This window comes from Parasphingorhabdus sp. W113 (assembly GCF_055693205.1).
Window position 1 is genome coordinate 755,490 of sequence record NZ_CM146328.1, and the last position, 23,757, is coordinate 779,246.

25 protein-coding genes are annotated in these 23,757 nt (G+C 58.7%); 15 read left to right on the forward strand and 10 right to left on the reverse strand.

Features of this window, described 5'->3' with window-relative positions:
• Positions 1-51: 51 nt before the first annotated feature.
• The 4 genes from ACZ1GS_RS03610 to ACZ1GS_RS03625 all read left to right on the forward strand — a co-directional run bounded on the left by ACZ1GS_RS03610 (position 52) and on the right by ACZ1GS_RS03625 (position 3,340).
• Positions 52-576 carry a hypothetical protein gene (locus ACZ1GS_RS03610; protein WP_472697126.1) on the forward strand — a complete coding sequence of 175 codons (525 nt, stop codon included), beginning with the start codon at positions 52-54 and terminating at the stop codon, positions 574-576.
• Positions 577-687: 111 nt separating this feature from the next.
• A complete protein-coding gene (locus tag ACZ1GS_RS03615; RefSeq protein WP_472697127.1) occupies positions 688-1,386 on the forward strand; it encodes a DUF4197 domain-containing protein in 699 nt (232 codons plus the stop codon).
• Between the two features lie 419 nt (positions 1,387-1,805).
• On the forward strand, positions 1,806-2,114 hold the full coding sequence (locus tag ACZ1GS_RS03620) for a hypothetical protein (protein ID WP_472697128.1): 309 nt from the start codon (positions 1,806-1,808) through the stop codon (positions 2,112-2,114).
• A gap of 329 nt (positions 2,115-2,443) precedes the next feature.
• On the forward strand, positions 2,444-3,340 hold the full coding sequence (locus ACZ1GS_RS03625) for an SDR family oxidoreductase (protein WP_472697129.1): 897 nt from the start codon (positions 2,444-2,446) through the stop codon (positions 3,338-3,340).
• A 26-nt stretch (positions 3,341-3,366) separates the two neighbouring features.
• Here the strand turns inward: ACZ1GS_RS03625 and ACZ1GS_RS03630 are convergent, their stop codons facing one another.
• Positions 3,367-3,960 (reverse strand): DUF1353 domain-containing protein, encoded by a 594-nt coding sequence (locus tag ACZ1GS_RS03630; protein ID WP_472697130.1) that lies wholly within the window; start codon positions 3,958-3,960, stop codon positions 3,367-3,369.
• 593 nt (positions 3,961-4,553) lie between these two features.
• Here ACZ1GS_RS03630 and ACZ1GS_RS03635 point away from each other — a divergent pair.
• Both ACZ1GS_RS03635 and ACZ1GS_RS03640 read left to right on the forward strand, forming a co-directional pair.
• Positions 4,554-6,623, forward strand: a complete 2,070-nt coding sequence (locus tag ACZ1GS_RS03635) for a S9 family peptidase (protein WP_472697131.1) — start codon at positions 4,554-4,556, stop codon at positions 6,621-6,623.
• A 111-nt stretch (positions 6,624-6,734) separates the two neighbouring features.
• Complete coding sequence (locus ACZ1GS_RS03640; RefSeq protein WP_472697132.1) at positions 6,735-7,112, forward strand: DUF4345 domain-containing protein; 378 nt, start codon at positions 6,735-6,737, stop codon at positions 7,110-7,112.
• A gap of 9 nt (positions 7,113-7,121) precedes the next feature.
• Here ACZ1GS_RS03640 and ACZ1GS_RS03645 read toward each other — a convergent pair whose 3' ends face one another.
• Positions 7,122-7,595: a D-Ala-D-Ala carboxypeptidase family metallohydrolase gene (locus ACZ1GS_RS03645; protein ID WP_472697133.1), complete on the reverse strand. Its 474-nt coding sequence runs from the start codon at positions 7,593-7,595 to the stop codon at positions 7,122-7,124.
• A 654-nt stretch (positions 7,596-8,249) separates the two neighbouring features.
• Entirely contained in the window at positions 8,250-11,144 is a 2,895-nt protein-coding gene (gene uvrA, locus ACZ1GS_RS03650) for an excinuclease ABC subunit UvrA (RefSeq protein ID WP_472697134.1), read from the reverse strand.
• Positions 11,145-11,549: 405 nt separating this feature from the next.
• On the opposite strand from uvrA, the gene ACZ1GS_RS03655 reads away from it, so the two are divergent.
• The gene (locus ACZ1GS_RS03655) at positions 11,550-12,122 is read left to right on the forward strand and encodes a hypothetical protein (protein ID WP_472697135.1); all 573 of its coding nucleotides are present in this window, start codon (positions 11,550-11,552) and stop codon (positions 12,120-12,122) included.
• Between the two features lie 8 nt (positions 12,123-12,130).
• On the opposite strand, the gene gmk is transcribed toward ACZ1GS_RS03655, so the two are convergent.
• A complete protein-coding gene (gmk, locus tag ACZ1GS_RS03660) occupies positions 12,131-12,808 on the reverse strand; it encodes a guanylate kinase (RefSeq protein ID WP_472697136.1) in 678 nt (225 codons plus the stop codon).
• A gap of 128 nt (positions 12,809-12,936) precedes the next feature.
• On the opposite strand from gmk, the gene ACZ1GS_RS03665 reads away from it, so the two are divergent.
• A complete protein-coding gene (locus tag ACZ1GS_RS03665; RefSeq protein ID WP_472697137.1) occupies positions 12,937-14,073 on the forward strand; it encodes an AI-2E family transporter in 1,137 nt (378 codons plus the stop codon).
• Here ACZ1GS_RS03665 and ACZ1GS_RS03670 read toward each other — a convergent pair.
• From ACZ1GS_RS03670 to ACZ1GS_RS03690, 5 genes are all read right to left on the reverse strand, one after another.
• A complete protein-coding gene (locus tag ACZ1GS_RS03670) occupies positions 14,070-15,386 on the reverse strand; it encodes an MFS transporter (protein ID WP_472697138.1) in 1,317 nt (438 codons plus the stop codon). The genes ACZ1GS_RS03665 and ACZ1GS_RS03670 overlap by 4 nt on opposite strands.
• 87 nt (positions 15,387-15,473) lie before the next feature.
• Positions 15,474-15,818, reverse strand: coding sequence for a hypothetical protein (locus ACZ1GS_RS03675; RefSeq protein ID WP_472697139.1), 345 nt, complete (start codon positions 15,816-15,818; stop codon positions 15,474-15,476).
• A 6-nt stretch (positions 15,819-15,824) separates the two neighbouring features.
• Complete coding sequence (locus tag ACZ1GS_RS03680) at positions 15,825-16,706, reverse strand: mechanosensitive ion channel family protein (protein WP_472697140.1); 882 nt, start codon at positions 16,704-16,706, stop codon at positions 15,825-15,827.
• Between the two features lie 52 nt (positions 16,707-16,758).
• A complete protein-coding gene (fumC, locus tag ACZ1GS_RS03685) occupies positions 16,759-18,141 on the reverse strand; it encodes a class II fumarate hydratase (RefSeq protein ID WP_472697141.1) in 1,383 nt (460 codons plus the stop codon).
• Positions 18,142-18,205: 64 nt separating this feature from the next.
• The gene (locus ACZ1GS_RS03690; RefSeq protein ID WP_472697142.1) at positions 18,206-18,691 is read right to left on the reverse strand and encodes an SspB family protein; all 486 of its coding nucleotides are present in this window, start codon (positions 18,689-18,691) and stop codon (positions 18,206-18,208) included.
• Between the two features lie 113 nt (positions 18,692-18,804).
• Between ACZ1GS_RS03690 and hisB the strand changes: the two genes are divergently transcribed.
• The 4 genes from hisB to hisF are packed head-to-tail and all read left to right on the forward strand — an operon-like array spanning position 18,805 to position 21,559.
• The gene (gene hisB, locus ACZ1GS_RS03695; RefSeq protein WP_472697143.1) at positions 18,805-19,398 is read left to right on the forward strand and encodes an imidazoleglycerol-phosphate dehydratase HisB; all 594 of its coding nucleotides are present in this window, start codon (positions 18,805-18,807) and stop codon (positions 19,396-19,398) included.
• Positions 19,361-20,011, forward strand: coding sequence for an imidazole glycerol phosphate synthase subunit HisH (gene hisH / locus ACZ1GS_RS03700; protein WP_472697144.1), 651 nt, complete (start codon positions 19,361-19,363; stop codon positions 20,009-20,011). The genes hisB and hisH overlap by 38 nt, the downstream gene beginning before the upstream one ends.
• Positions 20,008-20,733 (forward strand): 1-(5-phosphoribosyl)-5-[(5-phosphoribosylamino)methylideneamino]imidazole-4-carboxamide isomerase, encoded by a 726-nt coding sequence (gene hisA, locus ACZ1GS_RS03705; RefSeq protein ID WP_472697145.1) that lies wholly within the window; start codon positions 20,008-20,010, stop codon positions 20,731-20,733. Before hisH ends, hisA begins: the two co-directional genes overlap by 4 nt.
• A 43-nt stretch (positions 20,734-20,776) precedes the next feature.
• On the forward strand, positions 20,777-21,559 hold the full coding sequence (gene hisF, locus ACZ1GS_RS03710; protein WP_472697146.1) for an imidazole glycerol phosphate synthase subunit HisF: 783 nt from the start codon (positions 20,777-20,779) through the stop codon (positions 21,557-21,559).
• Between the two features lie 332 nt (positions 21,560-21,891).
• On the opposite strand, the gene ACZ1GS_RS03715 is transcribed toward hisF, so the two are convergent.
• Positions 21,892-22,353 carry a hypothetical protein gene (locus ACZ1GS_RS03715; protein ID WP_472697147.1) on the reverse strand — a complete coding sequence of 154 codons (462 nt, stop codon included), beginning with the start codon at positions 22,351-22,353 and terminating at the stop codon, positions 21,892-21,894.
• Between the two features lie 183 nt (positions 22,354-22,536).
• Here ACZ1GS_RS03715 and ACZ1GS_RS03720 point away from each other — a divergent pair, with 183 nt between their 5' ends.
• The 3 genes from ACZ1GS_RS03720 to ACZ1GS_RS03730 all read left to right on the forward strand — a co-directional run bounded on the left by ACZ1GS_RS03720 (position 22,537) and on the right by ACZ1GS_RS03730 (position 23,748).
• A complete protein-coding gene (locus ACZ1GS_RS03720; RefSeq protein WP_472697148.1) occupies positions 22,537-22,881 on the forward strand; it encodes a hypothetical protein in 345 nt (114 codons plus the stop codon).
• Positions 22,882-23,046: 165 nt separating this feature from the next.
• Positions 23,047-23,364, forward strand: a complete 318-nt coding sequence (locus tag ACZ1GS_RS03725) for a phosphoribosyl-ATP diphosphatase (RefSeq protein ID WP_472697149.1) — start codon at positions 23,047-23,049, stop codon at positions 23,362-23,364.
• Between the two features lie 3 nt (positions 23,365-23,367).
• A complete protein-coding gene (locus tag ACZ1GS_RS03730) occupies positions 23,368-23,748 on the forward strand; it encodes a histidine triad nucleotide-binding protein (RefSeq protein WP_472697150.1) in 381 nt (126 codons plus the stop codon).
• The last annotated feature ends 9 nt before the right edge of the window (positions 23,749-23,757 follow it).

Sequence of the window (23,757 nt, forward strand, 5' to 3'; positions counted from 1 at the left end):
CCTCAAAGCTCCATAGTGTATTAATCAAACAATACACTATGGAGCTTTTCTATGACCAAGATATTTTTCATTCCCCTTTCCGCCCTGGCCCTGACGCTTTCCGCTTGTTCGGCTTCAGACGACAGTGCCAGTGGCGATTCTACTGCGGATTCCCAGGGCGGGGAAAGCGCGGAATCGACCAAGATCAAAATCAGTGGCGAAGAAGGCGACAGCAAATTCTCGATCAAGGCCGATGGCTTTTCCATGGACGTCGATCTGCCGCAATTCTCGATCGACAGCGACGATTTCGACCTCAACAACGTGTCGCTCTATCCTGGCACCAAAGTGACGGCGTTGAACGTCGAGGATGAGGACGGGCAGGGCGGCAAGGTCACCGTGAGATTTGTCGCCCCAGCCAGTGTCGAAGATCTGGCTCCCTGGTTTGAACAGAAAATGCTGGACGAGAAGTTTGAAGTCTCGAGAGACGGCAACGCCCTGTCCGGAAAAACGGATGAGGGTGACCCGTTCGTCTTGACCCTGACCGAGAAATCCGCTGATGAGACGACGGGAAAGCTATCGTTTTCCGAGACAAAATAGGCCAGCGGCGCATCGCGACCAGCAGATGTTTACATCTGTTTGCATGATTGTTCATCGGCCCGCTCTCTCGCTGTGATATGGTCACGGCGATAAAAAAGCAGGAGTGGGACGATGAACAGACTTTTGACAATGATCAGCAAGCAATCCAGATACCGTCTGGCCTTCATGGCGCTGGCCGTGCCGATCACCGCCACACCCATGCTGACCGCTCCGGCGCACGCACAGAGCACGGGCGTGAAGAGCCTGCTCGGCAACGCGTCTGACGGCGCGCTCGACAAGCTCTCCCAGCCAGGGGCTTTTTATGCCGACAAGGCGGTACGTGTGCTGTTGCCGGGTCCGCTCAAGAAAGCGACCCGGATCCTGCGGTTCACCAGCAAAGCGGGGCTGACCAAAGATATTACCAAGAGCCTCAATGACGCGGCGGGTCTGGCCGCGCTTGAAGCCAAGCCGATCTTTCGGTCGGCGATCGACAATCTGACGCTGACGGATGGCGTCGGCATTGTAACCGGTGGTGGTACCGGAGGGACCGACTATCTCCGGCGAACCGCAGGAGAAGAACTGAGCGTCAAGATACGGCCACTGGTCGAAAAAGCGCTGATCGAAGTCGGCGCCTATAAACAGGTTGAAAAGCTCGGCAGCATATCTTCGCTGTCCTCCCTTGCCGGGGTTGACGTTTCGCGTGATGGCCTGACCGACAGTGTAACCGAGCAAGCGATGGATGGCATTTTTGCTTATATCGGGCGAGAGGAAAGCAATTTCCGCAAGGATCCGCTGAGCAAGGGCAAGAAGATCTTCAAGGGCATTTTCTAGTTGCAAAATGTGCAACTAATTGACCTCCGTTTTCAATTGAAACTTATCTAGGGCGGGCGCACATAGCTATCAGTTAGACAGGAAAAGAGATGTTTGATCGGCGTTTTTAATCAAGGAGAAATCTCATGAAAACGCTTTTCAATTTTGTCGCAGCCTTGACCGTAAGCAGTATCATTCTGATCTCATCGGTACAGGCTTGATTCCAGTCCCGGCTATGGCATCCTCCTCCCGAGCGATGCCGGGACTGTTTCGAAGGTCCGGCGCTTGCCCACATCCCCCAGGCAATGCGCCGGACCAACGAAAACTGGCCAAATTCCGCCCAAAACCGATTATCCACAGGCTAGACACCGTCTTTCCACAACTAATATCGCGATATGTGGATAACTTCGCATTTGAGATTTGGTCCGACTCGGACGGTGATGTCATATCTTTTGTATCGGAAGGAAGACGGTTCGGTCAGCGACCAGTCAGCAATGACCCGCAGACAGGACAAGACGCCGGAAGATAATCGGAACGAACAATTTGTTTTTCGCAAGAAAAGTGAAATGATCTTTCGATTGATGATCGGGAAAGCCCTGATGAATGGAAGCGCAAGCGGACAGGAACAGGACGGACGATCGTCAGGAAACTGGACCAATATCGGGTTTGAAACCAAAGCAGCGACGCGCAAGCGACAATGTGGAAAACCGATAACCAATAACGATATTGGCCCGGAATCCGGACGCTGAAAGTGCGGACGCTGAAATCGCAAGAGGCCAGCATCCCGAATGAAGCGCAGTGGGAGCCGACCGCCAATTTATTGGCTGTGTCGACTCCCATTTTTCTTGGCCGAAGAGCGGCCCTCCAGATGATCATATCCTGCCTATCCAGACCAGCTGGCCTCCGAGGAGACAAGCAGGATTGCCGCCCATCGCTGCGGGTTGGTGCCACCGGGCCGGTGAGCCTAACCGCTACGTCCCTTCAGCCCTCTTTCCCTACAGACCGGGTTGCTGTTACCATCGGATTCTGTATGAAGGGCATGGGAGTCTTTCACAATTGAACGACAGGATGGGTTGATATGGATAGTGAAAAGCTGATGTTCCGCGATGGTCTTTTGAAAGACGAACGGGTTTTGATCACCGGCGGCGGCACCGGATTGGGCAAGGAAATGGCGGAAGGTTTCCTGAAGCTGGGCGCCGAAGTCCATATTTGCGGTCGCCGCGGCGAAGTCTGTCAGGCAACTGCAAAGGAACTGGTCGACAAGCATGGCGGTACGGTCGTGCCCCATCCTTGTGATATCCGCAGTGCCGACATGATCCACGAAATGAATGACCTGATCTGGTCCCAGCATGGCCCGCTCACCGGGTTGATCAACAATGCGGCGGGCAATTTCATTTCGCGAACCGAAGATATTTCCGTCCGCGGCTTTGATGCGATCGCCAATATCGTGTTTCGCGGGACCTTTTACATGACCCATGACATTGGCAAACGCTGGATTGCGGACGGGCAGAAGGGCAATATCCTGTCGATCCTGACCACCTGGGTGTGGAATGGCGGTCCGTTTACCGTGCCGTCGGCGATGTCGAAAGCCGGTATCAATGTGATGACCCAGTCGCTGGCCACGGAATGGGGCCGGTACCAGATCCGCGCCAATGCCATCGCGCCCGGTCTTTTCCCTACAGAAGGCATGTCCAGCCGCCTGAACCCCACCGGCGATGAGCAGCAGCGCAATGAATCCGGCGCGCCACTGGGCCGTCCGGGTGAAATGCATGAACTGGTCAATCTCGCTGCGTTCCTGATGGGGCCGGGCGCAGAATATATCACCGGCCAGACCATCGCGATTGACGGTGGCAGCTATAATTCCAGCGGCGGCAATTTCTCTGCCCTGACCGCCTGGGGGGATGACCAGTGGCAGGCGGCACGCGATGCGATTGAGGGCCAGAATAAGAAGGATCGCTCGAAGCGCACGGTGTGATCACCGCGGCCAGAGCCGGAGATTGACTATTCTGTCGCGCCCATTGTCGCATCGATCATCGCTTCGATCTCGGCCGGCGTCTCGCATTGTTCCGCGAGATTGTTGCACAGTGCGATAAAGGCCTCCGGATCGGGGTCGCGGCGATGCCACAGCGTCTTGGCTGGCGAAGGGACGTGATCTGCCGGTGGCAGGCGGTCCTGCTGGAGCGCGCTATATGCCTGCGTGGACATTGGTTCGGCCAGCTCCGGTTTGAAATCCGCCGCAACCGACCAGCGCGGTCCGGCATAATAGACCGCGCCATACATTATGCGCGCCTTGGCTGCGCTGACCTTGGATGCCCGCATCGCCTCGTAAAACATGCGATGGGTGGCTTTCCAGGGGCGGGTGCGAATGACGCAATACCAGTCATGCACCACAGTCGCCTTGCGATAGCGGCCGACGAACGGGCTGCCGATCAACGACCAGGCGAATTTCGGTATCGATGCGCCATCGATCTTGACCAGGGCGGGAACACTCCAGACCTGGTTGTCATCGTCGATGAAGGCGAAGCGATTGAGCAAGGTCATGATCCGCCCGTCTTCGTCCCATTCAAATCTCGGTCGTCCTGCATAATGTGCCATAACTGTCTGTCCTTTGGGTCTTTTACCTCCTTAAAAAGCGCGAATAGTGGATTTATTCCCCGATCAGTGATCCGGGTCACAGGTGCGCGTGTCCGGAGAGGATAACACAATCTTGCGATGCCGCTTAATTCGCAAGTTGTTGCGGGGGGCAGCGGCATCGCACCACCGAATATTGGTGGTCCCCTTTGGGGATTCCTCCGGAAGTCCGATGGTTATTGCGACCCAGCCATCGGGCTTCTTCGGAGGATCCTCATCCGGCCCCTATCGAAAATGCCATGTCCCCAAATTGCCAGCCTATGACGGCGGTCACACTCTGTTTAGCTTTCTGTTGTATCAATGGTGAACGGTATTTTAGGCGTAATGTACAAAATGCCGTGAATCAGGGGGAGTCCGGCGGCATTGCGACCCGTCCGTCGGGCTTCTTCTGATTTTCCCGCCCTTCCACATGGCTCAGTCTTTCGCCCCAAGCTGGCAGATCAGACGGTTCGCTGGCGATGGGATTGGCGATGCCCGGCCGGGCGACAGCAGATTCCCGTTGGCAAATCGGTCCGGACCTTCATAAGGTGCGGCCAGTGCCACATTGAGGGAAGTCCATGAAAGCCTGTTCTTTGATCGCCGCTAGCCTGTTCTTGTCCGTTGGCAGTGCCGGCCTGGCGGAAACCGGGGCGGATAGCCGCACATTCACATCAGACCGTGTGTTTGATCTCGAATATGCCGACGATCCCCAAATCTCGCCTGATGGCAGCACCATCATATATGCCCGCAAAGCGATGGACAGATTCGCCGACCGTGTCGTCAGCAATCTGTGGGCCATCGATAGCCGGACCGGCGAACACCGTCCGCTGGTGACCGGCAAGTCCTCCAAATCATCGGTCCGCTGGTCGCCCGATGGCGATCGGCTGGTCTATCTGACAACCACCGATGGCAAGCCGGATCTGCGGGTTCATTATAACGACACGGGCGAGAGTTTCTCTCTGGCGCAGCTGGAATATGGTCCCAGTGCGCCGGTTTGGTCGCCGGATGGCAAGTCGATTGCCTTCGCGATGCTTGTGGCGGACGAGAAAGCCGCCTTTGCCAAGCCACCCAAAAGCCCGAAAGGCGCGGAATGGGCCAAGCCGGTGCGGGTGTTTGACGATCTCACCTTCCGCGCGGATGGCGCCGGCTATCTGCCCAAAGGCACGATGCATGTGTTCGTGATGAGCGCAGAAGGCGGAACGCCGCGGCAGGTGACCAGCGGTGAGAACAGTTTCACCGCACCCGAATGGCTCGGCAATGAAAGCTTGCTGGTGACCGGCAATGATGTCGATCATGCGGATCTTGATCCGATCGAGAGCGAGATCTACCGGGTCGATCTGACCGACCTGTCGCGGGTCGCCTTGACCCAGCGAGACGGTCCGGATTTCGCCCCGACCGTTGCACCGCGGGGCGGGCGGATTGCCTATCTGGGCTATGATGACAAGCTCAAATCCTATCAGCAGACCGAACTCTATGTGATGGCGCCTGATGGCTCTGATGTCCGCAATTTGACCGCCGATTATGACCGCTCAATCGGCGCGATTGCCTGGCGCGCGGATGGCAAGGGGCTGGTCGCCCAGTCGGAAGTCGATGGCTTGCTGACGCTCTTGTCGATCGACCTGTCGGGGCGTATTTCCACGCTTGTCCGCGATGTCGGCGGAACATCGATCGGTCGACCCTATGCGTCTGGCAGCTTCTCGGTCGCAAGCAGGGCAGGCGGCGGATCCCCGCTGATTGCCTATACCAAGGCGAGCACCAATCGACCGGCCGAAATCGCGCTGTCGCGCGGCGGCCGGACCGGTAAGGTCATGACCAATCTCAATGATGATGCCCTCGGGCATCTCGATCTCGCCCGGATTGAAGAGATCACCATCCCGTCAACCCATGACGGACGCGATATTCAGGCCTGGGTCGCGTTACCACCCGGCTTTCGCGCGGATGGATCTTACCCGATGATCCTGGAAATCCATGGCGGTCCGCACACCATGTATGGCCCGTTTTTTGCCGCCGAGATTCAGCGCTTTGCAGCGGAAGGCTATGTCACGGTCTATGTCAATCCGCGCGGCTCGACCGGTTATGGCGAAGCCTTCGCGCAGCTGATCGATCTCGACTATCCCGGCAAGGATCATGACGATCTGATGAGCGTAGTCGATGCGCTGGTTGCCAAAAATTATGTCGATGCGCAGCGTCTGTTCATCACCGGGGGATCGGGCGGCGGGGTGCTGACCGCCTGGGCGGTCGGGAAAACCGATCGCTTTGCGGCAGCGGCGACGATCAAACCCGTCATCAACTGGGCCAGCATGGCGCTGTCCGCCGATATTGCGCGTTTTGTCAGCCGCCACTGGTTCCGCGCGCAACCCTGGGAGCAGCCCGAAGAATATTGGCGGCGGTCTCCCTTGTCGATTGTCGGCAATGTCAAAACGCCGACCATGGTGATGGTCGGTGAAGCCGACTGGCGAACGCCAACCTGGGAAGCCGAGCAATATTATACGGCGCTCAAAGTCCAGAAGGTCGACACCGTGCTGATCCGCGTTCCGGGCGCATCGCATCTGATTGCGGGGCGACCGAGTCAGTTGATCGCCAAGGTCGACAATATCATGGGGTGGTTCGCCAAATATGATCCGGCCAAAAGCGACAATCAGAAATAGCGATCATCACAGGGCTGGAAGCCAGTGCGCACAAGCGCTTGCCATTGCGCGCTGATCGGTTAAATAGGTCCCATATTGCAACGGAATAGTTGCATAGGGGAGACTATAGCCATGAATCCGTTTCGCATAATGACCATCCTGATTGCCTTCATTCCGCTCTATTATGGCGTGACGGGTATGCTTTTCGGCGCGGCGCAGCTGATGGAAGGCGCGCCATTCTCTAATGCGATGGACAATCAGTTCCGCTATCTGTCGGGCGTCTATATCGGGGTTGCGGCGATGCTGTTCTATTCTGCCGGCGATGTGGTCGGACGGGCCTTGCTGTTCCGCCTGGCGATCGTGGCGGTGTTTATCGGCGGCATTGGACGAGTCATTTCCTATCTGTCGGTCGGCGCACCCCCGGAAACGCAGATCGCCGGAATGGTTGTCGAATTGCTCGCTCCCCTGTTGCTGCTGTGGCAGAACAAGGTGCTCAAATCCGCTGCCTGATGCCGACGGTTAGCCCACAATACCGGCAATATATTCCGTGCGCCGTCGCCCATTGCGGACCACCCGGCGGGCGGTGAGTTCCTGATTGCGATACGGTTCGCGATAGGACACATGCACCCAACCACTGGCGGGAACGCCCGGCTGGTAAAATTCGAGGATCAGCTGGTCATAGTTGAGCCGCCGCTCCATCCAGCGGCAGATCCGCAGGTTGGAAATGCCGGCAATCTCGAAATCCGCCGCTTCGCCCTTGCTGTGCTGCGAATTGCGGGACCCGCGCAACGCCCGGTTGACCGCCGGCGACCGATAGCCCGACGAAATCCGCACCGGCAAACCATAATTTTCGCGCACCGGCTCGAGCACTTTTTCGCAGAGCAGCTTGAGGGCAGCAATTTCCTTTGGCCCGGGATTGTTGTCGAGCATCAGCCTGGTCGCGGTTTGCGACTGGGTAAACTCGCTGAGATAGAAATGGGGACTGAGTTTCATGCGTTGGAACGTGCCGGTCGGTTGGGGCGCCTGTCAAGAGCAGGTCGGGCAGGGCGGGCGTGGCTTCCGTTCCATGGCGCGGGGTGAAAACGGGTTTGTCGGGGGCAAAATTCACATGACAGCTATGTCTTTGAACGGTCGACGAAGCGTTGGATCAATCGAGAAAGAGCTTGATTATAATATATATTACAATGGGATATGATGATGTCTTTCGAAACAATATGGGTATAAGGTAACGGCCTAGTGTGACCTTCCAAATCCTTCCCTTTCTATCAAGCAATCGGCACGGCGCATTGCCGCTATTGTCAACCGGCCGGCCGGCGCGGCTGTCCGAAAGGTCACACGGTTCACACCCTGCCTATAATCGGACGGGGCATGTTCGGGATTGTCATTCAACGGTGAGAAAGAACCGATCGCTGGTTATCACAGCCGGTGGTCTGTAGGAAAGCCGTCCGGGGGACGGAGGAGGGCAGGACGATCGGCATCGCCGTCAACAATCCTCCCAAAAAGGGAACACAGATATCGTCATCCTGACACCAAGGCCGTCATCCTGAACTTGTTTCAGGATCCATTGCGGCAATGCCCGGTCGCCTGAGGTCCTGAAACAAGTTCAGGATGACGAGACCCGTATTGTTTTTTGATATGGGGCTGCCGCTATTTCGCCAGCATGTCCTTCAGATAACCGCCAGTATAGCTGCCCTTGACCTGGGCGACCTGTTCCGGTGTGCCTTCGGCGACGATTTCTCCGCCGCGCACGCCGCCTTCGGGGCCGAGGTCGAGAATATGGTCGGCGGTCTTGATGACGTCGAGATTATGCTCGATGACGACCACGCTATTGCCTTGCTCGACCAGCTGATGCAGCACCTGCAGCAGCTTGCGGACATCTTCGAAATGGAGCCCGGTGGTTGGTTCGTCCAAAATATAGAGCGTTTGCCCGGTCGATCGTTTGCTGAGCTCCTTGGCGAGCTTGACCCGCTGGGCTTCGCCGCCTGACAGGGTCGTCGCTTGTTGACCGACCTTGATATAGCCGAGGCCGACTTCATAGAGCATGGCCATCTTGTCGCGGATCGGCGGGACCGCCTTGAAGAAGCTCACCGCATCCTCGACCGTCATGTCGAGAATGTCGGCGATCGACTTGCCCTTGAACTTCACTTCCAGTGTCTCGCGATTATAGCGTTTGCCACCGCATTCCTCGCAGGTGACATAGACATCGGGCAGGAAGTGCATCTCGATCTTGATCAGCCCGTCGCCCCGGCACACTTCGCAGCGGCCGCCCTTGACATTGAAGCTGAATCGCCCGGGTTTATAGCCCCGCGCCTGCGCTTCGGGCAGACCCGCAAACCAGTCGCGAATATTGGTGAACGCCCCGGTATAGGTGGCCGGGTTGGATCGCGGCGTCCGGCCAATTGGCGACTGATCAATATCGATCACCTTGTCGCAATGTTCGAGGCCGGTAATTTTGTCATGCTTGCCGGCAATCACCCGCGCGCCATTGAGCGTGCGCGCGGCCGACGCGTACAGGGTGTCGATGGTCAACGATGATTTGCCGGATCCCGACAGGCCGGTGATGCAGATGAAGGTTCCAAGCGGGATAGAGGCGGTCACATTCTGCAGATTATTGGCAGAGGCGCCGTGGACGGTCAGTTTCTTGCCATTGCCCTTGCGGCGCTTCGCCGGCACCGCAATTTCGCGTGATCCGTTCAGATAGGCTGCGGTCAGGGATTTCTTGGCTTTCAGGATCTGCTTCAGCGTCCCGGCGGCGACGACATCACCGCCATGCACGCCGGCACCCGGGCCCATGTCGACGACATAGTCGGCGGTGCGAATGGCATCCTCGTCATGTTCGACAACGATCACCGTATTGCCCAGATCGCGCAGGCGTTTGAGTGTGGTCAGCAACCGGTCATTGTCGCGCTGGTGCAGACCAATGCTGGGCTCGTCCAGCACATAGAGCACGCCGCTTAGCCCTGATCCGATCTGGCTGGCCAGCCGGATGCGCTGGCTTTCGCCGCCCGACAGCGTGCCGCTGGTCCGGTCGAGATTGAGATAGTCCAGTCCGACATTGTTCAAAAAGCCCAGCCGTTCGATGATTTCCTTGAGGATCGGCTCGGCAATCTGCTGCTGCGTCTGGTCGAGCTGATCCGCAAGACCATTGAAAAACGCAAGGGCGTCGCCAACGCTGCGGCGGGTCGGGATGCTGATATCTTCGCCGGCAATCTTGACCGCGAGTGCCTCGGGCTTGAGCCGGGCGCCGTGACAGGTTTCGCAAGGGGCGGCGGCCTGAAACTTCGCGAGCTCTTCGCGCATCCAGGCGCTTTCGGTCTGCAGCATCCGGCGGGTCAGATTGCCGACCACGCCTTCAAACGGCTTTTTCACTTCATAGCTCTTGCGGCCATCCTGAAAGCGCAATGTGACCGGCAGCCCCTGGGTGCCGTTGAGGATGATATCGCGATGATGTTCGCTGAGATCCTGCCACGGGGTGTCGAGCGAAAATTCGAAATGCTTCGCGAGGCTGCCGAGCACCTGCATATAGTAAGGGCTCGGCGGGTTAGACTTGGCCCAGGGTACGACCGCCCCCTGTTTGATCGACAAAGCCGGATTGGGCACGACCAGCTGGGTATCGAAATGGAGCTTCTCGCCAAGACCATCACAGGCCGGGCAGGCGCCTTGCGGGGCGTTGAACGAGAACAGGCGCGGCGCGATTTCCTCGATTGTGAAGCCGCTGACCGGGCAGGCGAAGCGCTCGGAAAAGACAATCCGGTTGTCGGGCAGTCCGGTGCCTTTCATCTTGGTGCCGGTTTCGGCTTCGGCGCGGCCGGGGACAATCCCCTCCGCCAGGTCGACAAAAGCGAGCCCGTCGGCCAGCCGCAAGGCGGTTTCGAAGCTGTCGGCAAGCCGGGTTTCCATGCCATCCCGCACGACCAGGCGGTCGACCACGACCTCAATGTCATGTTTCAATTTCTTGTCGAGCTTGGGGGTTTCCTCGATATCGTAAAATTCGCCGTCGACGCGCACCCGTGTGAAGCCGGCTTTTTGCCATTCGAGCAATTCCTTGCGATATTCCCCCTTGCGCCCGCGGACGACCGGCGCGAGCAGGTAGAAGCGGGTTTTTTCGGGCAGCGCCATGACCCGATCGACCATCTGGCTGACCGTCTGGGCGGTAATCGGCTCTCCGGTCGCCGGCGAATAGGGCACCCCGGCCCGCGCCCAGAGCAGGCGCATATAGTCATAAATCTCGGTGACCGTGGCGACGGTCGAACGCGGATTGCGCGATGTGGTCTTCTGTTCGATCGAAATCGCCGGGGAAAGCCCCTCGATATGCTCGACATCCGGCTTCTGCATCATCTCGAGAAATTGCCGGGCATAGGCGGACAGCGATTCGACATAGCGCCGCTGGCCCTCGGCATAGATGGTGTCGAACGCTAGCGACGACTTTCCGCTGCCGGAAAGCCCGGTAATAACGATCAGCTTGTCGCGCGGAAGGTCGATATCGACGCCCTTGAGATTATGCTCGCGGGCGCCTTTGACTTTGATGTGGGTAAGACTCATGCGGTCGTCTTGCCGAAGAAAAAGAGGAGAGTCCAGCGGGTCATTGGGTCGTATAATGTTCTATATATGTTCTTTTGGCAAGTGCGGATTGTTCGTGCGGTTGAAATATTGTTTTAAGTCGATAAAAATCCCCTGTCCGCGGTCGAAGGCTGTTCCCGGTTTGTCGAAATCGGGTGCTGCTGCTGCCAGTGGTCGGCTAAACCGGGTACAGGCCGCAAACCGCTCCGTCTCCTTCACAGATGGCGGGACGGGGACTGGCTGCAAAAAGGGGGATGGCACCGCATGATAAAAGTGGTTGGTGATTTGGCATGTCGGGAATTTTTGCCTACCGCATGGGCAAGCTCCTTTTCCCGAAATATTGTCCGGAGCGTCGTTCCCCTAATCAGCGCTCTGATCGCAACTATTTTGGTGTCGTCCCCTGTTTACGCGGCCAGTCCGGCCGCGTTTATCGCTATCCAATCCGCATCGCCTGCGGCAACCACCGATCAGGCCGCTCCGGCACCGGCACCGCCGCCGCAGACGCCCGCGCCGCCGTGCACCGCATCCGCATATCGGGCGTTTGATTTCTGGATTGGTACCTGGGACGTGACACCGGCCGGCCAGGACAAACCGACGGCGGTCAACCGGATCAGCGCGCAGCATGGCGGCTGTGTCATCCGCGAAGATTATGCAACCGCGGGCGGCTATACGGGCATGAGCATGAGTTTCTATTACGGGGCCCGCAAAATCTGGCACCAGACCTGGATGGGCGCGGATGGCACGGCGCTGTTCGTCGCCGGCGGGCTCAATGCCGATGGCGCGATGGTGCTGAGCAATGCCAACTGGCCCGGCTATGTCGCGGGGTCGCCGATCAACCGCGTCACCTGGACGCCCAATGCGGATGGCAGCGTTCGCCAGCACTGGCAGACGTCATCTGATAACCGAGCGACCTGGTCGACGGTGTTTGACGGCCTTTATGTGAAACGTCCGGCAGAATAGGCGCCGGTTCAGCCGCGTTCCTGGGCCATCAGATCGCGCACAAATCCGATCAGTCCAGTCTGCCGTGACCGCCGCATGCGCTCGGTGGCGAGGATCGTCTGGACCCGCGCGAAACAGGCGTCGAGATCATCATTGATCAGGACATAGTCATAGCCATCCCAATGGCTGATTTCGCTGGCTGCGCGCTGCATGCGGCTGTCGATAATCTCGGTGCTGTCCGTGGCCCGGCTTTCGAGCCGCGCGCGCAAGGCGACCAGTGACGGCGGGAGAATGAAAATGCGGACGACATCCTCGCCCGCGCGCTGATACAATTGCTGCGTGCCTTGCCAGTCAATGTCAAACAGCACATCCTGGCCGTCTTCAAGGCTTTTCTGAACCGGCGCCGCGGGTGTCGCATAGCGATTGCCAAAAACCGTCGCATATTCGAGAAAGGCATGATCCGCGACCATCTCTTCAAATTCGTCGCCATTGACGAAATAATAGTCCTTGCCATGTTCTTCGCCGGGCCGCTGTTGCCGCGTGGTGACGGAAACCGACATTTCGATCTGGTCATCGGATTCCAGCAGCATCCGCGCGAGGGTGGATTTTCCGGCGCCGGATGGCGAGGACAGCACGAACAAAAGTCCGCGGCGGCTCAATACGAGATGCTTGTCTTCGGGCGAATGGGATGAAATATCGTCGGCCATAGCGGCTATTGGCCGAGAACGACCGGCGGCGTCAAGACCGTTATCGGCCTGGCTGGCGAGATGATGTGATGACAGGCGGGAATTTTCTCTTTATCAAATAGTTGTTGCGGCTTTCGCCGCGTTTGAGGATGCCGATCAAGACCATGTTGCAGGGCCGCGTCAGTACAATATTCTTCTCGGTCGGTATCACCATCATGATCGGTTGGCTGTTTTATGTCGGCAAGGACATCATCCTGCCGATCGTCACGGCGGTGATCCTGTTGCAGATCCTCTATGCCGCCAGCGCCGCGGTGGCGCGCTTGCCCGGTCTCGGGCGGACGCCGATGTGGGTGCGCGCAACCCTGGCCTTGCTCGGCGTATTGTTCCTGTTTTTCGCGATGACCCGGATGCTGGTGGCCAGCTTGCAAACCCTGGTACCATCGCTGCCGCGCTATCAGAATAATCTCGAAAATCTCTTTGCCGCCTGGTTTCCGCAACAGCCGGAAGAAGTGGCCGCACCAAAGCCGGAAATGGCTGACATGATGGCCTCGCCGTCGCTGATCCTGGACCGGAGCAGCGAAGCGGTGATCAAGGCGGTCAGCGAATTTGCCAATAATCTGCTGACGGAAATCGATATTGCCGCGATCGCGCAGTCGGTGCTGTCATCGCTGACCACCTTTGGCGGCTTCGTGTTTATCACCATCCTCTATGCGTCCTTCATGCTGAGCGAGATTACCGGCTTTCCGGCCAAGGTGCGGCGCGCCTTTGGCAGCGACCAGGAATCACGCGACACGCTGAACATGATCGCCCGGATCAACCATGATATCGGCAGCTATCTGGCGACCAAGACGCTGATCAATATCATTCTCGGCACGGTCTGCTGGATCATCATGGCGGTCCTGGGCGTCGAATATGCGGTGCTTTGGGCGATTATCATCGGGCTGCTCAACTATATTCCCTATATTGGATCGATTGTCGGTGTCGCCTTTCCGGCGCTGTTCGCCGTGGCGCAATTCGGAACCCTGACCATACCGTTGATCGCGACCGGTTTGATGACCGCCGCACAGGTGATTATCGGCAATGTTGTCGAACCGAGAATGCTGAGCAAATCGGTCAATCTCAGCCCGATGGTCGTGCTCGTCGCGCTGTCGGTCTGGACCGCTCTCTGGGGTATTCCGGGCGCGATTTTGGCGGTGCCGTTCACGACCATTTTGATGATCATTCTGGCCGGGCGCAAGGGCACCAAGCCGATTGCCGTGCTGCTGTCGAGCGACGGCCGCGTCTAAGCCTGTTCCGCCGGCTGGTGTTTGGGTGGTGACAGGCAAATCGCGGCGATCAGCGACAATCCCAGCAGGATCGAACCGATCAGAAAGGCCAGATCATAATTGCCGTTGGCATCGAATATATAGCCGGCACCGGCCGGCGCCATTGCGACAAAGGGCAGCAATAGCGGCGCGAAAACCGAGTTGATCTTGGCAAAGCTTTCCTGACCGAAGAAATTGCTGGTGAGAGCAGGGGCCAGCGCGAAAAAACCGCCATAGCACAAGCCCAGCGTCATCGCGGCGATCCCCAGACCGGTATAGCTGGCGGCTGACCAGAGCAGCACGAATCCCGCCAGCATCGCGCCCATCATCGCCGCCATCAGCCAGCGCAATTCCCATCGGTCGCCGAGCCAGCCCGCGGGTATCCGGCCGAGGCCACTGCCCATGATGAAGATGCTGACAATCGATGCGGTCTGGAGCTTGGAAATGCCGACATCGGACAGATAGAGTGAGCCGTGAGTCAGCAGAAAGGTGCCAATGCCGAGATAGGTGATGTTGATGATCATCATGAAATAGACCGCTTTGGTGCGGAACACCTCGGCCAGGGTCCAGTTATGCGCGCTGCGATAGGTCCGCGCTTTCGCCGTTGCATGGCCCGCTTCCGTTGCGGCCTGGTCGGGATTGATATTGTCGGGATGCTGGTTGATGTCCCGCGGCCGGTTGACGATGAATAGCGTCAGCACCATCGCCGCAATGACTGCAACGACGCTGACCAGCCAGCCCGATTGCCAGCTATCATAGCGCTCCATCACCCGGATCAGCACTGGCTGGGCCACAAAACCGCCAAAGGCATTACCGGTCATGATGATACCCAGCACGGTTGCCCGCTGGCGATCGAACCAGTTGATGATCACGGTCTGGCCGCATAACGGTCCGGCGAGCGCCATGGCCATGCCCATGATGATTCCCCAGCTCAGCGTCCAGTGCCAGATCTCGGTGACAAAGAAGACCGTCATCAGCAGGCTGATCAGCATCAACACCAAGCCCGTGCTGAGGGTCAAACGGACACCCCAGCGGCCGATCATCCAGGCAGTGAGGGGGTAACTCAGGCCAAGCGTCAGAAAACTGAGGCTATGCGCGATCGAAGCAGAACCGCGGTTCCAGTCCATCGCTTCGACCATGGCCGGGAATATCGCGGCATAGGCGAAATAGACAAATCCGGACGCGGCAAACTGGATGAAGAACAGCAAGGCGGCATTGTTCCAGCCATAAAATTTGCGGCGTGCGGAAAGGGGTGTTTCTGTCCCGGACTGGGCGGTTGCCTCGCTGGCTTTCACAATCATCTCCTGCGCCGCTATTGGCCAGCGGTCAGGATGCAGCTTACAGCAAAGGTGCTGGCAATCAATGGGGGGCCAGCGGCCGGCCTAGCGGCTTTGCGCTTTGCCGGATCGAGACCGCCGCGGGGGCGTCTTCTTTTCACGCGCCACGCCTTCGATCACGGTTGGCGGATCGGTTGGCGGATCGGTTTGGACTGTGTCGTTCAGATCCTGTTCGAGATCGGCCTCGTCAGCTTCGGCCTGTTCGCGTTGCCGGTCGAGCAGCGTCTTGGCGACCAGGCCCGCGCCGACCAGGAGCGCGCCCGGCAAGGATCGTGTCGCAATGCGGGTGGCGATGATGCCGAGGCCAAAGCCGAGTAATCCGCTGCCTTTGCCGCGCTTGCGCGCTTCATTGCCGACAATTGCGGTGGCGACATTGCGGATGATCGACATCGGCGCCTATTCCTTTCCTGCCAACGGCACGGGTTCCTTGAATGTGTGGGTCACATAAGGGAATGGAATTTCAATTCCGGCGTCATCCAGCGCGCGCTTGATCGCGCGAATCACCTGGTCCCGGCTTTCGTGCATGGCGCGTGGTTTGGATCCGGACCACCAGCGTATCTTGAAGTCGACCGAACTGGAATTGAATTCACAGGCAAAGACATCGATACGCTCGTCCTTGAGCACCGGATCAACCGACTCCACGGCTTTGAGAATGACATCCCGCGCCACTTCCAAATCGGTATCATAAGACACGCCGGCGATGACCTCGTGGCGTCGCTTTTCCTGATCGGTCAGGATCTTGACCGGGTTTTTGAACAGGATCGAGTTGGGGATGATCGTCAATTCCATATTGTTGCGGCGGACATGGGTTTCGCGCAGCGCGATCTGTTCGACCACGCCCTCGGTGCCTTCGCATTCAATATAGTCGCCAATACGCATCTTCTCGCGCACCATGATCAGTACGCCGGCCATGAAATTCTCGAAAATATCCTGAAAGGCAAAACCAATCGCCACGGCGCCAAAGCCGAGGCCGGCGATAAGACTGGCCGGAGTCAGGCCGGGGAGCAGGATCGTCAGGGTGGTCATCAGGCCGATGATCCAGATCGCCAGACGGATCATCGTTTCGACCAGTTCCTGCAGTGACGCGCGCATATTGGTCTTGTTGGTGATCTTGTCCGCCATCCGCGCGGCAAAGCGCGCAACAATCCAGGTCACCAACAGGGTGACGAGGGCAATGACCACGCTAGGCAGGCTCGCAATTGCCTGTTCCCACATGCCGAGCAGTTGCCGGGTCAGTATCTCGATGGCGTCAAAAGATTGGTCGATCGGGTCGTTCATAAATTTTCTATACTCTTACTCATTCGGATTTCAGTGGCTATGTTGTTAAAAGCTATACCATATTTTCGGGTTTAACATGGCGATCATAGGTCGTCGAATCAATCAGTTCGAGTTCCAGCGCGGCCGCGCGCAGGCTTTGGCCGGTCTCATGGGCATATTTGGCGATCTTCGCGGCCTTGTCATAGCCGATCACCGGGGCGAGCGCGGTGACCAGCATTAGCGAATTGTCGACCAGCGTTGCGATCCGTTCTCGATCGGGTTCCAATCCCTCGATACAGCGGCTGGCAAAGCTCGACATGCCGATTGAGGCAATTTCGATCGACCGCAGGATATTGGCGCCGATCAGCGGCTTGAAGACATTCAGTTCCAGATGTCCCTGCATCCCGCCAACCGTCACCGCCTGATGATTGCCTATCATCTGGGCCGCAACCATGGTCAGCATTTCGCATTGGGTCGGATTGACCTTGCCCGGCATGATCGAGCTGCCGGGCTCGTTGGCCGGGAGCATGAGTTCGCCCAGTCCCGAGCGGGGGCCGGATCCGAGCAAGCGGATATCATTGGCAATCTTGGTCAGCGCGACGGCCAGCGCATTGAGCGCGCCAGACAGCTCGACCAGCGTGTCATGCGCGGCGAGTTCGGCAAATTTATTCGGCGCGGACTGGAATTTCAGGCCGGTGATCTTGGCAATTTCGCGCGCAACCTGATTGCCGAAATTTTCCGGGGCGTTGAGTCCGGTGCCGACCGCGGTCCCGCCTTGGGCGAGCAGATAGAGGCGCGGCAATACGGTTTCAATCCGGTCGCGGGCGGCCAGCATTTGCGATGCATAGCCCGAAAATTCCTGACCCAGCGTCAGCGGTGTGGCATCCTGCAAATGAGTGCGCCCGATTTTCACAATCGCTTTCCAGGCCTGGGCTTTCTCCGCCAGCGCATCGTGCAATTGCTCCAGCGCTGGAAACAGCTCCACTTCATGCGCCAGCGCCGCGGCGACATGCATCGCCGTCGGAAAACTGTCATTGGACGACTGGCCGCGATTGACATGATCATTGGGATGAACCGGGGCCTTGCCACCGCGGGTGCCGGTCAATTGCTCATTGGCAATGCCGGCAATTACCTCGTTGACATTCATATTGGACTGGGTGCCCGAGCCTGTTTGCCAGATGGTCAGGGGAAACTGGCTGTCAAAAGCGCCCGAGCGGACTTGCTCCGCGGCATTGACGATCGCCCCGGATACTTCCGGGTCCAGTCCGTGGATGCCGTTGACCCGGGCCGCGGCCTGCTTGATCGTCGCCAGCGCATGGATCAGCCGGATCGGCATGCGTTCATGTCGCGGAAACGGAAAATTGTCGATGCTGCGCTGGGTCTGGGCGCCCCAATAGGCGTCAGCCGGAACAGCGATGTCGCCCAGACTGTCGGATTCAATGCGGGTTTTCGTCATGCCGGCGAGCTTATCACCTCCCGGCAGGGGCGTCATCCGGAAACACGGTCCGGATCGTTACGGCCTATTTCTTCTTGCCAAAATCGACGGTCACGACATTGGATCCATCATCCACCGGCTCAGGCTTGGGCTGTTCCCCGTCATTTTCGGCCGGTTCATGCTCTTCCAATATGCCCTCGACCTCATCGACCTGGAACTGTAGCGCAAAATCGACCGCCGGGTCGACAAAGGATGTGATCGCGGCAAACGGAATATGCAGCATCGAGCTGATCTGGTTGAAGCTCAGCCCGACTTCAAACCGGTCATCGCTCACCGACAGGTCCCAATAGCGGTTTTGCAGGACGATGGTCATCTCGTCCGGGAATTTCGCGATCAGATGATCGGGAATATCGACCCCCGGAGCGCGGGTCTTGAAAGTGATGTAAAAGTGATGCTCGCCAGGCAGGCCATTGGCCTCGACTTCGCCCAAAACACGGCTCACAACCGCCCGCAACGCCTCCTGGACGATTTCGTCATATGGAATCAGGCTGTCGGGGGCACTGTCAGTCATGTCCTCTTGGTGGCGCGAACGCGTGACAGGGTCAAGGGAATTTGATCAATTTCTGTGCCTTTGACCGCCCGAATTTCTTGCCTGAAATGTGCAAGGCTTTATAGGCATCATCCATGAGAACAGCGACGATTGAGCGAAACACCAAGGAAACCGAGATTTTTGTCGAGCTGAATCTCGACGGAACCGGGGTCTATGACATCTCTACGGGGATCGGATTTCTCGATCATATGATCGAGCAGTTTTCGCGCCATTCGCTGATTGACCTGACCTTGCGGGTGAAGGGCGATCTCCACGTCGATCAGCACCATACGACCGAGGACAGCGCTATTGCCCTGGGGCAGGCGCTGGCCGAGGCGCTGGGCGACAAGGCCGGGATTGTCCGCTATGGCAGCGCCTATTCGCCGATGGACGAGACCTTGAGCCGGGTCGCGCTGGATATTTCCGGCCGGCCGTGGATGGTGTGGAAAGCCGGCTTCACCCAAGAACGGCTCGGCGAGATGGATACCGAGCTGTTCAAGCACTGGTTCCACAGCGTTGCCGATGCCGCCGGCCTGACCCTGCATATCGAACTGCTCTACGGCGAGAATAACCACCATATTGCCGAGAGCATCTTCAAGGGCTTTGCCCGGTCGGTGCGGCTGGCGGTTGAACGCGATCCGCGCAAAGGCGATGCGATTCCGTCGACCAAGGGGCAATTGGGTGGCTGAATCCCTCGCGCTGATCGACTATGGCGCCGGAAATCTGCACAGCGTGCACAACGCGCTCAAAGCGGCCGGTGCGACCGGGATCATGGTGACCGACGATCCGGATGTTGTGGCCGCCGCCGACCGGATTGTGCTGCCCGGGGTCGGCGCTTTTGGCGCTTGCCGCGATGCGCTGACGGGCATTGACGGGATGATCGCGGCGCTCGAACAGCGCGTGCGCCGGGACGGCGTGCCGTTTCTCGGCATTTGTGTCGGCATGCAATTGCTCGCCGACAAGGGAATCGAATTTGGCGAACATGACGGTCTTGGCTGGATTGGCGGCACCGTGCAGGCGATGGAAGCGCCGTCGCCAGAGATCAAGATTCCGCATATGGGATGGAATGATGTGACGCCGACCGCCGGCCATGACCTGCTCGAAGCGGGAGAGGCCTATTATCTGCACGGCTATCATTTCGACGTCACCAACCCGGCCGATATTTTTGCCACGACCCATCACGGCCGACCGCTGGTCTCTGCCGTTGGGCACGACAATATTGTCGGCGTGCAATTTCATCCGGAGAAAAGCCAGGCCTATGGGCTGGCTTTTCTGCAGCGATTTCTGGAGTGGAAACCATGATTGTTTTTCCTGCGATTGATCTGAAAGGCGGGGAGGTTGTGCGCCTGGCCGAAGGCGATATGGACCGCGCCACGGTTTATGGTGACAATCCCGCAGAGCAGGCAGGCCTGTTCGCGCAGGCCGGGGCCGGGCACATCCATGTTGTCGATCTCGACGGCGCCTTTGCCGGATCGCCGCGCAATGCGGACGCGGTGGAGGCGATTATTGCCAGTTTTCCAGGCTATGTGCAGCTTGGCGGCGGGATCCGCAATCGTGAAACTGTAGAACGCTGGTTCGGACTGGGCGTCGCCCGTCTGGTGATCGGCACGGCCGCACTGAAAGATCCGGAATTTGTTCGCGATATGGCCAAGGCATATGAAGGCGGCATTGTCGTCGCCGTCGATGCCCGCGACGGCATGGTCGCAACCGAAGGCTGGGCGGATGTGTCCGAGGTCAGCGTGCGAGACATGGCGCGGCGGTTCGAGGATGCGGGAGTGGCGTCACTGCTGTTCACCGATGTCGGCCGCGATGGGATGCTGACCGGATGCAATATCGAAGCGACGGTCGATCTGGCGCGCTCGGTCGATATTCCGGTCATTGCGAGCGGCGGGGTCAAGGGCCTGGATGATATCCATATGCTGAGCCAGTTCACCCAGGATGGCATCGAAGGCGTGATCACCGGGCGGGCGCTCTATGACGGCCGGCTCGATCTGGCCACCGCCATTGCAATGGCGAACCGCTAATGGTCGATCTGGCCTTTTCCCCTAATGCCATGCGTGATTCTTCATGACCGTCCGGGTTCGCGTGATTCCCTGTCTTGATGTCGCCGGTGGCCGGGTGGTCAAAGGCGTCAATTTTGTTGACCTCAAGGATGCCGGGGACCCGGTCGAACAGGCTCGCGCCTATGACGCGGCGGGCGCGGACGAGCTGTGTTTCCTTGATATTGGCGCCAGCCATGAAGGGCGCGATACGATTATCGACGTCGTCCGGCGCACCGCGGAAGTCTGTTTCATGCCGGTCACCGTGGGCGGCGGCGTGCGCACCGCCGATGATGCACGGGCGTTGCTGATGGCCGGGGCCGACAAGGTTGCAGTGAACAGCGCGGCCGTGGCCCGTCCGGAACTGGTCGGCGACATCGCCAACCGCTTTGGCAGCCAGTGCATGGTCGCCTCGATTGATGCGCGGCGGGTCAGCGGCGCGGACGAAGCGCCACGGTGGGAGATTTTCACCCATGGCGGGCGCACGCCCACCGGCATTGATGCGCTGGATCACGCGCGCCATATGGCCGATCTCGGGGCCGGGGAATTGCTGGTCACATCAATGGACCGCGACGGCACAAGGGACGGCTATGATCTGACCCTGACCCGTGCCATTGCCGACGCGGTGGCGATACCGGTCATTGCGAGTGGCGGGGTCGGGACGCTGGATCATCTGGTGGAAGGCGTCATTGCCGGCGGCGCCAATGCCGTGCTCGCGGCGTCTATTTTTCACTTTGGCGATCACAGTATCGCCGACGCCCATGCCGCCTTGCGCCGTGCGGGGCTGCCCGCGCGGATGAGCGTGAATTAAGAGAATTTCTCAAGCTGCACCAAATCGAGACAGTTTGAGAAAAGGTTTTGTTAACTATATATATTTACACAAAATTAACTCCAAATCTCCATTAACGTTTTAGCAACTATATTTGCAGTCGGTACGCGTTGCTCCGCTTTTGGGTGGCCCTGCATTGCGCCGCCGACCGCGAAATTGGCTCTGAGCCTGATGGAGAATATGATGTCAAATTTACGCACAGCCCTGATTGCCGCAGCGGCCGCTTCCGCCTTTGTTGCGGTGCCGGCCCATGCGATCTATCCGACGCAAACCAGCCAGGGTGGAAAGAGCGGCGGCTCTTCCGGTTCTGGCGGCTATTCCAGCAGCGGCGGCAAATCAGGCTCCAGCAGCTCTTCCGGCGGGGTGTTCAGTTCAACCTCAACCGGCGGTTCGACTTCGACCTCAACCGGCGGATCATCAACCAGCGGGGGCTCAACCTCTACTTCGACCGGTGGCACATCCTCAGGTTCCACGGGCGGTTCCACTTCGACATCGACCGGCGGATTCTCAAGCACCTCAACCGGCGGTTCCACCTCGACTTCCTCAGGCGCGATTTCGACCTCCACCGGCGGGGTCTCGACCTCGACCGGCGGTGTTTCGACCTCCACCGGCGGCGTTTCCACATCCACTGGCGGCGTCTCAACCTCCACCGGCGGTGTTTCAACATCCACCGGCGGATCGTCCAGCTTTGGCGGGTCTTCGAGCAGTTCGAGCTCGTCCAGCAGTTCATCCAGTTCCTCGTCATCGAGCAGCTCGTCGAGCTCCGGCGGATCCACCGGCGGAACCCCGGTTCCGGGGCCGGGTGTCCTGGTCCTGTTCGGTCTCGGAGCAGGTGGTCTGGCGGCTGGCCGTTTGATCCGGCGGCGGCGCAACCGCAAGTGAAGCCATTCCGTCGTCGGCAGACGGCACTGATTATCGGGTCAGCCTAGCGATTTTGTTTCAGGGGCATTGAAACCAAAATGACAATAGAAAAATCGTCTTACCTTTGGGGATGCGCGTTGCTGTGCGCCCTGGTTTCGACGCCTGCGCAAGCTGTGCCGTCGCAAGAGCTTGGCGCGCTGGCAGCAAAGGACATGGCGGCCACCGCCGCCTCGGCAGAGAATAAAACACCACAAGACTCACCACAAGACTCAGCACCAGACAGGGCAAGGGCAGCGGCTTCAGCGGAAAAAGCAGCCGACGCCAAGCGCCCTCTGAACAGCGTATCCATCCCGGAACCCAGCAATCTGTTGATGTTGGCGCTGGGGGTAGCGGGCCTGATCACCGGTCGGATTGCCGCCAGGCGGCGCCGGAAAAAGGCCTAGTCCAGACAGAATAGCTGCTCTGATCGCAGATCATGATGCAGCGTGAAAGGGTCGTCATCGGGGGATAGGCGACCCTTTCATTTGCGGATAGCGGTTGCGGTTATTTGCGCCGCGCCCGCGACTAAGGCTTGACGCCTGTCCCCTTGCTCGCGCAAACCCCGGCCCATGACAGATTTATTGCGCAACCTGGAAACCGTGATCCATGACCGGCGCGCGGCGGACCCGAGCGAAAGCTATGTCGCCAGCCTGCGGTCCAAAGGCCGGGCCAAAATGGCCGAGAAGCTGGGCGAAGAGGCGATTGAGGCCGTGATTGCCGCGGTCTCCGATGACGCTGCTGGCATGACCGGTGAGGCCGCCGATCTGCTCTTCCACCTGATGGTGCTGCTCGCCGACATGGATTTGTCGATCGACGATGTCCTGGCGGAACTGGGCCGGCGCGAGGGGCTGTCAGGACTGGCTGAAAAGGCCGCGAGAAAGGACTGAACCATGGCGATTGATGCAACCCAGGCTTATGACGACGACAATATTTTCGCCAAGATCCTCCGCGGTGAGATTCCAAGCAAGACGGTTTACGAAGACGACCATGCGCTTGCCTTTCACGATATTAATCCCCAGGCGCCGCATCATATTTTGGTGATTCCGAGAGGCCGATATGTCAGCTGGGACGATTTTTCCGCTTCCGCCAGCGATGCCGAAATTGCCGGATTCGTGCGCGCGGTCGGCCATGTTGCCCGCGCCGCCGGGATGGTTGAGCCCGGCTATCGCCTGCTCGCCAATATCGGCAAGGACGGCCATCAGGAAGTGCCGCATCTGCATGTGCATATTTTTGCCGGAAAACCGCTTGGCCCGATGCTCATGCGCGGCTAGTAACAGCGG

Coding starts and splice junctions, on each gene's coding strand:
- ACZ1GS_RS03610 (WP_472697126.1), top strand. CDS start 52: ATGACCAAGATATTTTTCATTCCCCTTTCCGCCCTGGCCCTGACGCTT.
- ACZ1GS_RS03615 (WP_472697127.1), top strand. CDS start 688: ATGAACAGACTTTTGACAATGATCAGCAAGCAATCCAGATACCGTCTG.
- ACZ1GS_RS03620 (WP_472697128.1), top strand. CDS start 1,806: ATGTCATATCTTTTGTATCGGAAGGAAGACGGTTCGGTCAGCGACCAG.
- ACZ1GS_RS03625 (WP_472697129.1), top strand. CDS start 2,444: ATGGATAGTGAAAAGCTGATGTTCCGCGATGGTCTTTTGAAAGACGAA.
- ACZ1GS_RS03630 (WP_472697130.1), bottom strand. CDS start 3,960: ATGGCACATTATGCAGGACGACCGAGATTTGAATGGGACGAAGACGGG.
- ACZ1GS_RS03635 (WP_472697131.1), top strand. CDS start 4,554: ATGAAAGCCTGTTCTTTGATCGCCGCTAGCCTGTTCTTGTCCGTTGGC.
- ACZ1GS_RS03640 (WP_472697132.1), top strand. CDS start 6,735: ATGAATCCGTTTCGCATAATGACCATCCTGATTGCCTTCATTCCGCTC.
- ACZ1GS_RS03645 (WP_472697133.1), bottom strand. CDS start 7,595: ATGAAACTCAGTCCCCATTTCTATCTCAGCGAGTTTACCCAGTCGCAA.
- uvrA (WP_472697134.1), bottom strand. CDS start 11,144: ATGAGTCTTACCCACATCAAAGTCAAAGGCGCCCGCGAGCATAATCTC.
- gmk (WP_472697136.1), bottom strand. CDS start 12,808: ATGGCCGACGATATTTCATCCCATTCGCCCGAAGACAAGCATCTCGTA.
- ACZ1GS_RS03665 (WP_472697137.1), top strand. CDS start 12,937: ATGCCGATCAAGACCATGTTGCAGGGCCGCGTCAGTACAATATTCTTC.
- ACZ1GS_RS03675 (WP_472697139.1), bottom strand. CDS start 15,818: ATGTCGATCATCCGCAATGTCGCCACCGCAATTGTCGGCAATGAAGCG.
- ACZ1GS_RS03680 (WP_472697140.1), bottom strand. CDS start 16,706: ATGAACGACCCGATCGACCAATCTTTTGACGCCATCGAGATACTGACC.
- fumC (WP_472697141.1), bottom strand. CDS start 18,141: ATGACGAAAACCCGCATTGAATCCGACAGTCTGGGCGACATCGCTGTT.
- ACZ1GS_RS03690 (WP_472697142.1), bottom strand. CDS start 18,691: ATGACTGACAGTGCCCCCGACAGCCTGATTCCATATGACGAAATCGTC.
- hisB (WP_472697143.1), top strand. CDS start 18,805: ATGAGAACAGCGACGATTGAGCGAAACACCAAGGAAACCGAGATTTTT.
- hisH (WP_472697144.1), top strand. CDS start 19,361: ATGCGATTCCGTCGACCAAGGGGCAATTGGGTGGCTGAATCCCTCGCG.
- hisA (WP_472697145.1), top strand. CDS start 20,008: ATGATTGTTTTTCCTGCGATTGATCTGAAAGGCGGGGAGGTTGTGCGC.
- hisF (WP_472697146.1), top strand. CDS start 20,777: ATGACCGTCCGGGTTCGCGTGATTCCCTGTCTTGATGTCGCCGGTGGC.
- ACZ1GS_RS03720 (WP_472697148.1), top strand. CDS start 22,537: ATGACAATAGAAAAATCGTCTTACCTTTGGGGATGCGCGTTGCTGTGC.
- ACZ1GS_RS03725 (WP_472697149.1), top strand. CDS start 23,047: ATGACAGATTTATTGCGCAACCTGGAAACCGTGATCCATGACCGGCGC.
- ACZ1GS_RS03730 (WP_472697150.1), top strand. CDS start 23,368: ATGGCGATTGATGCAACCCAGGCTTATGACGACGACAATATTTTCGCC.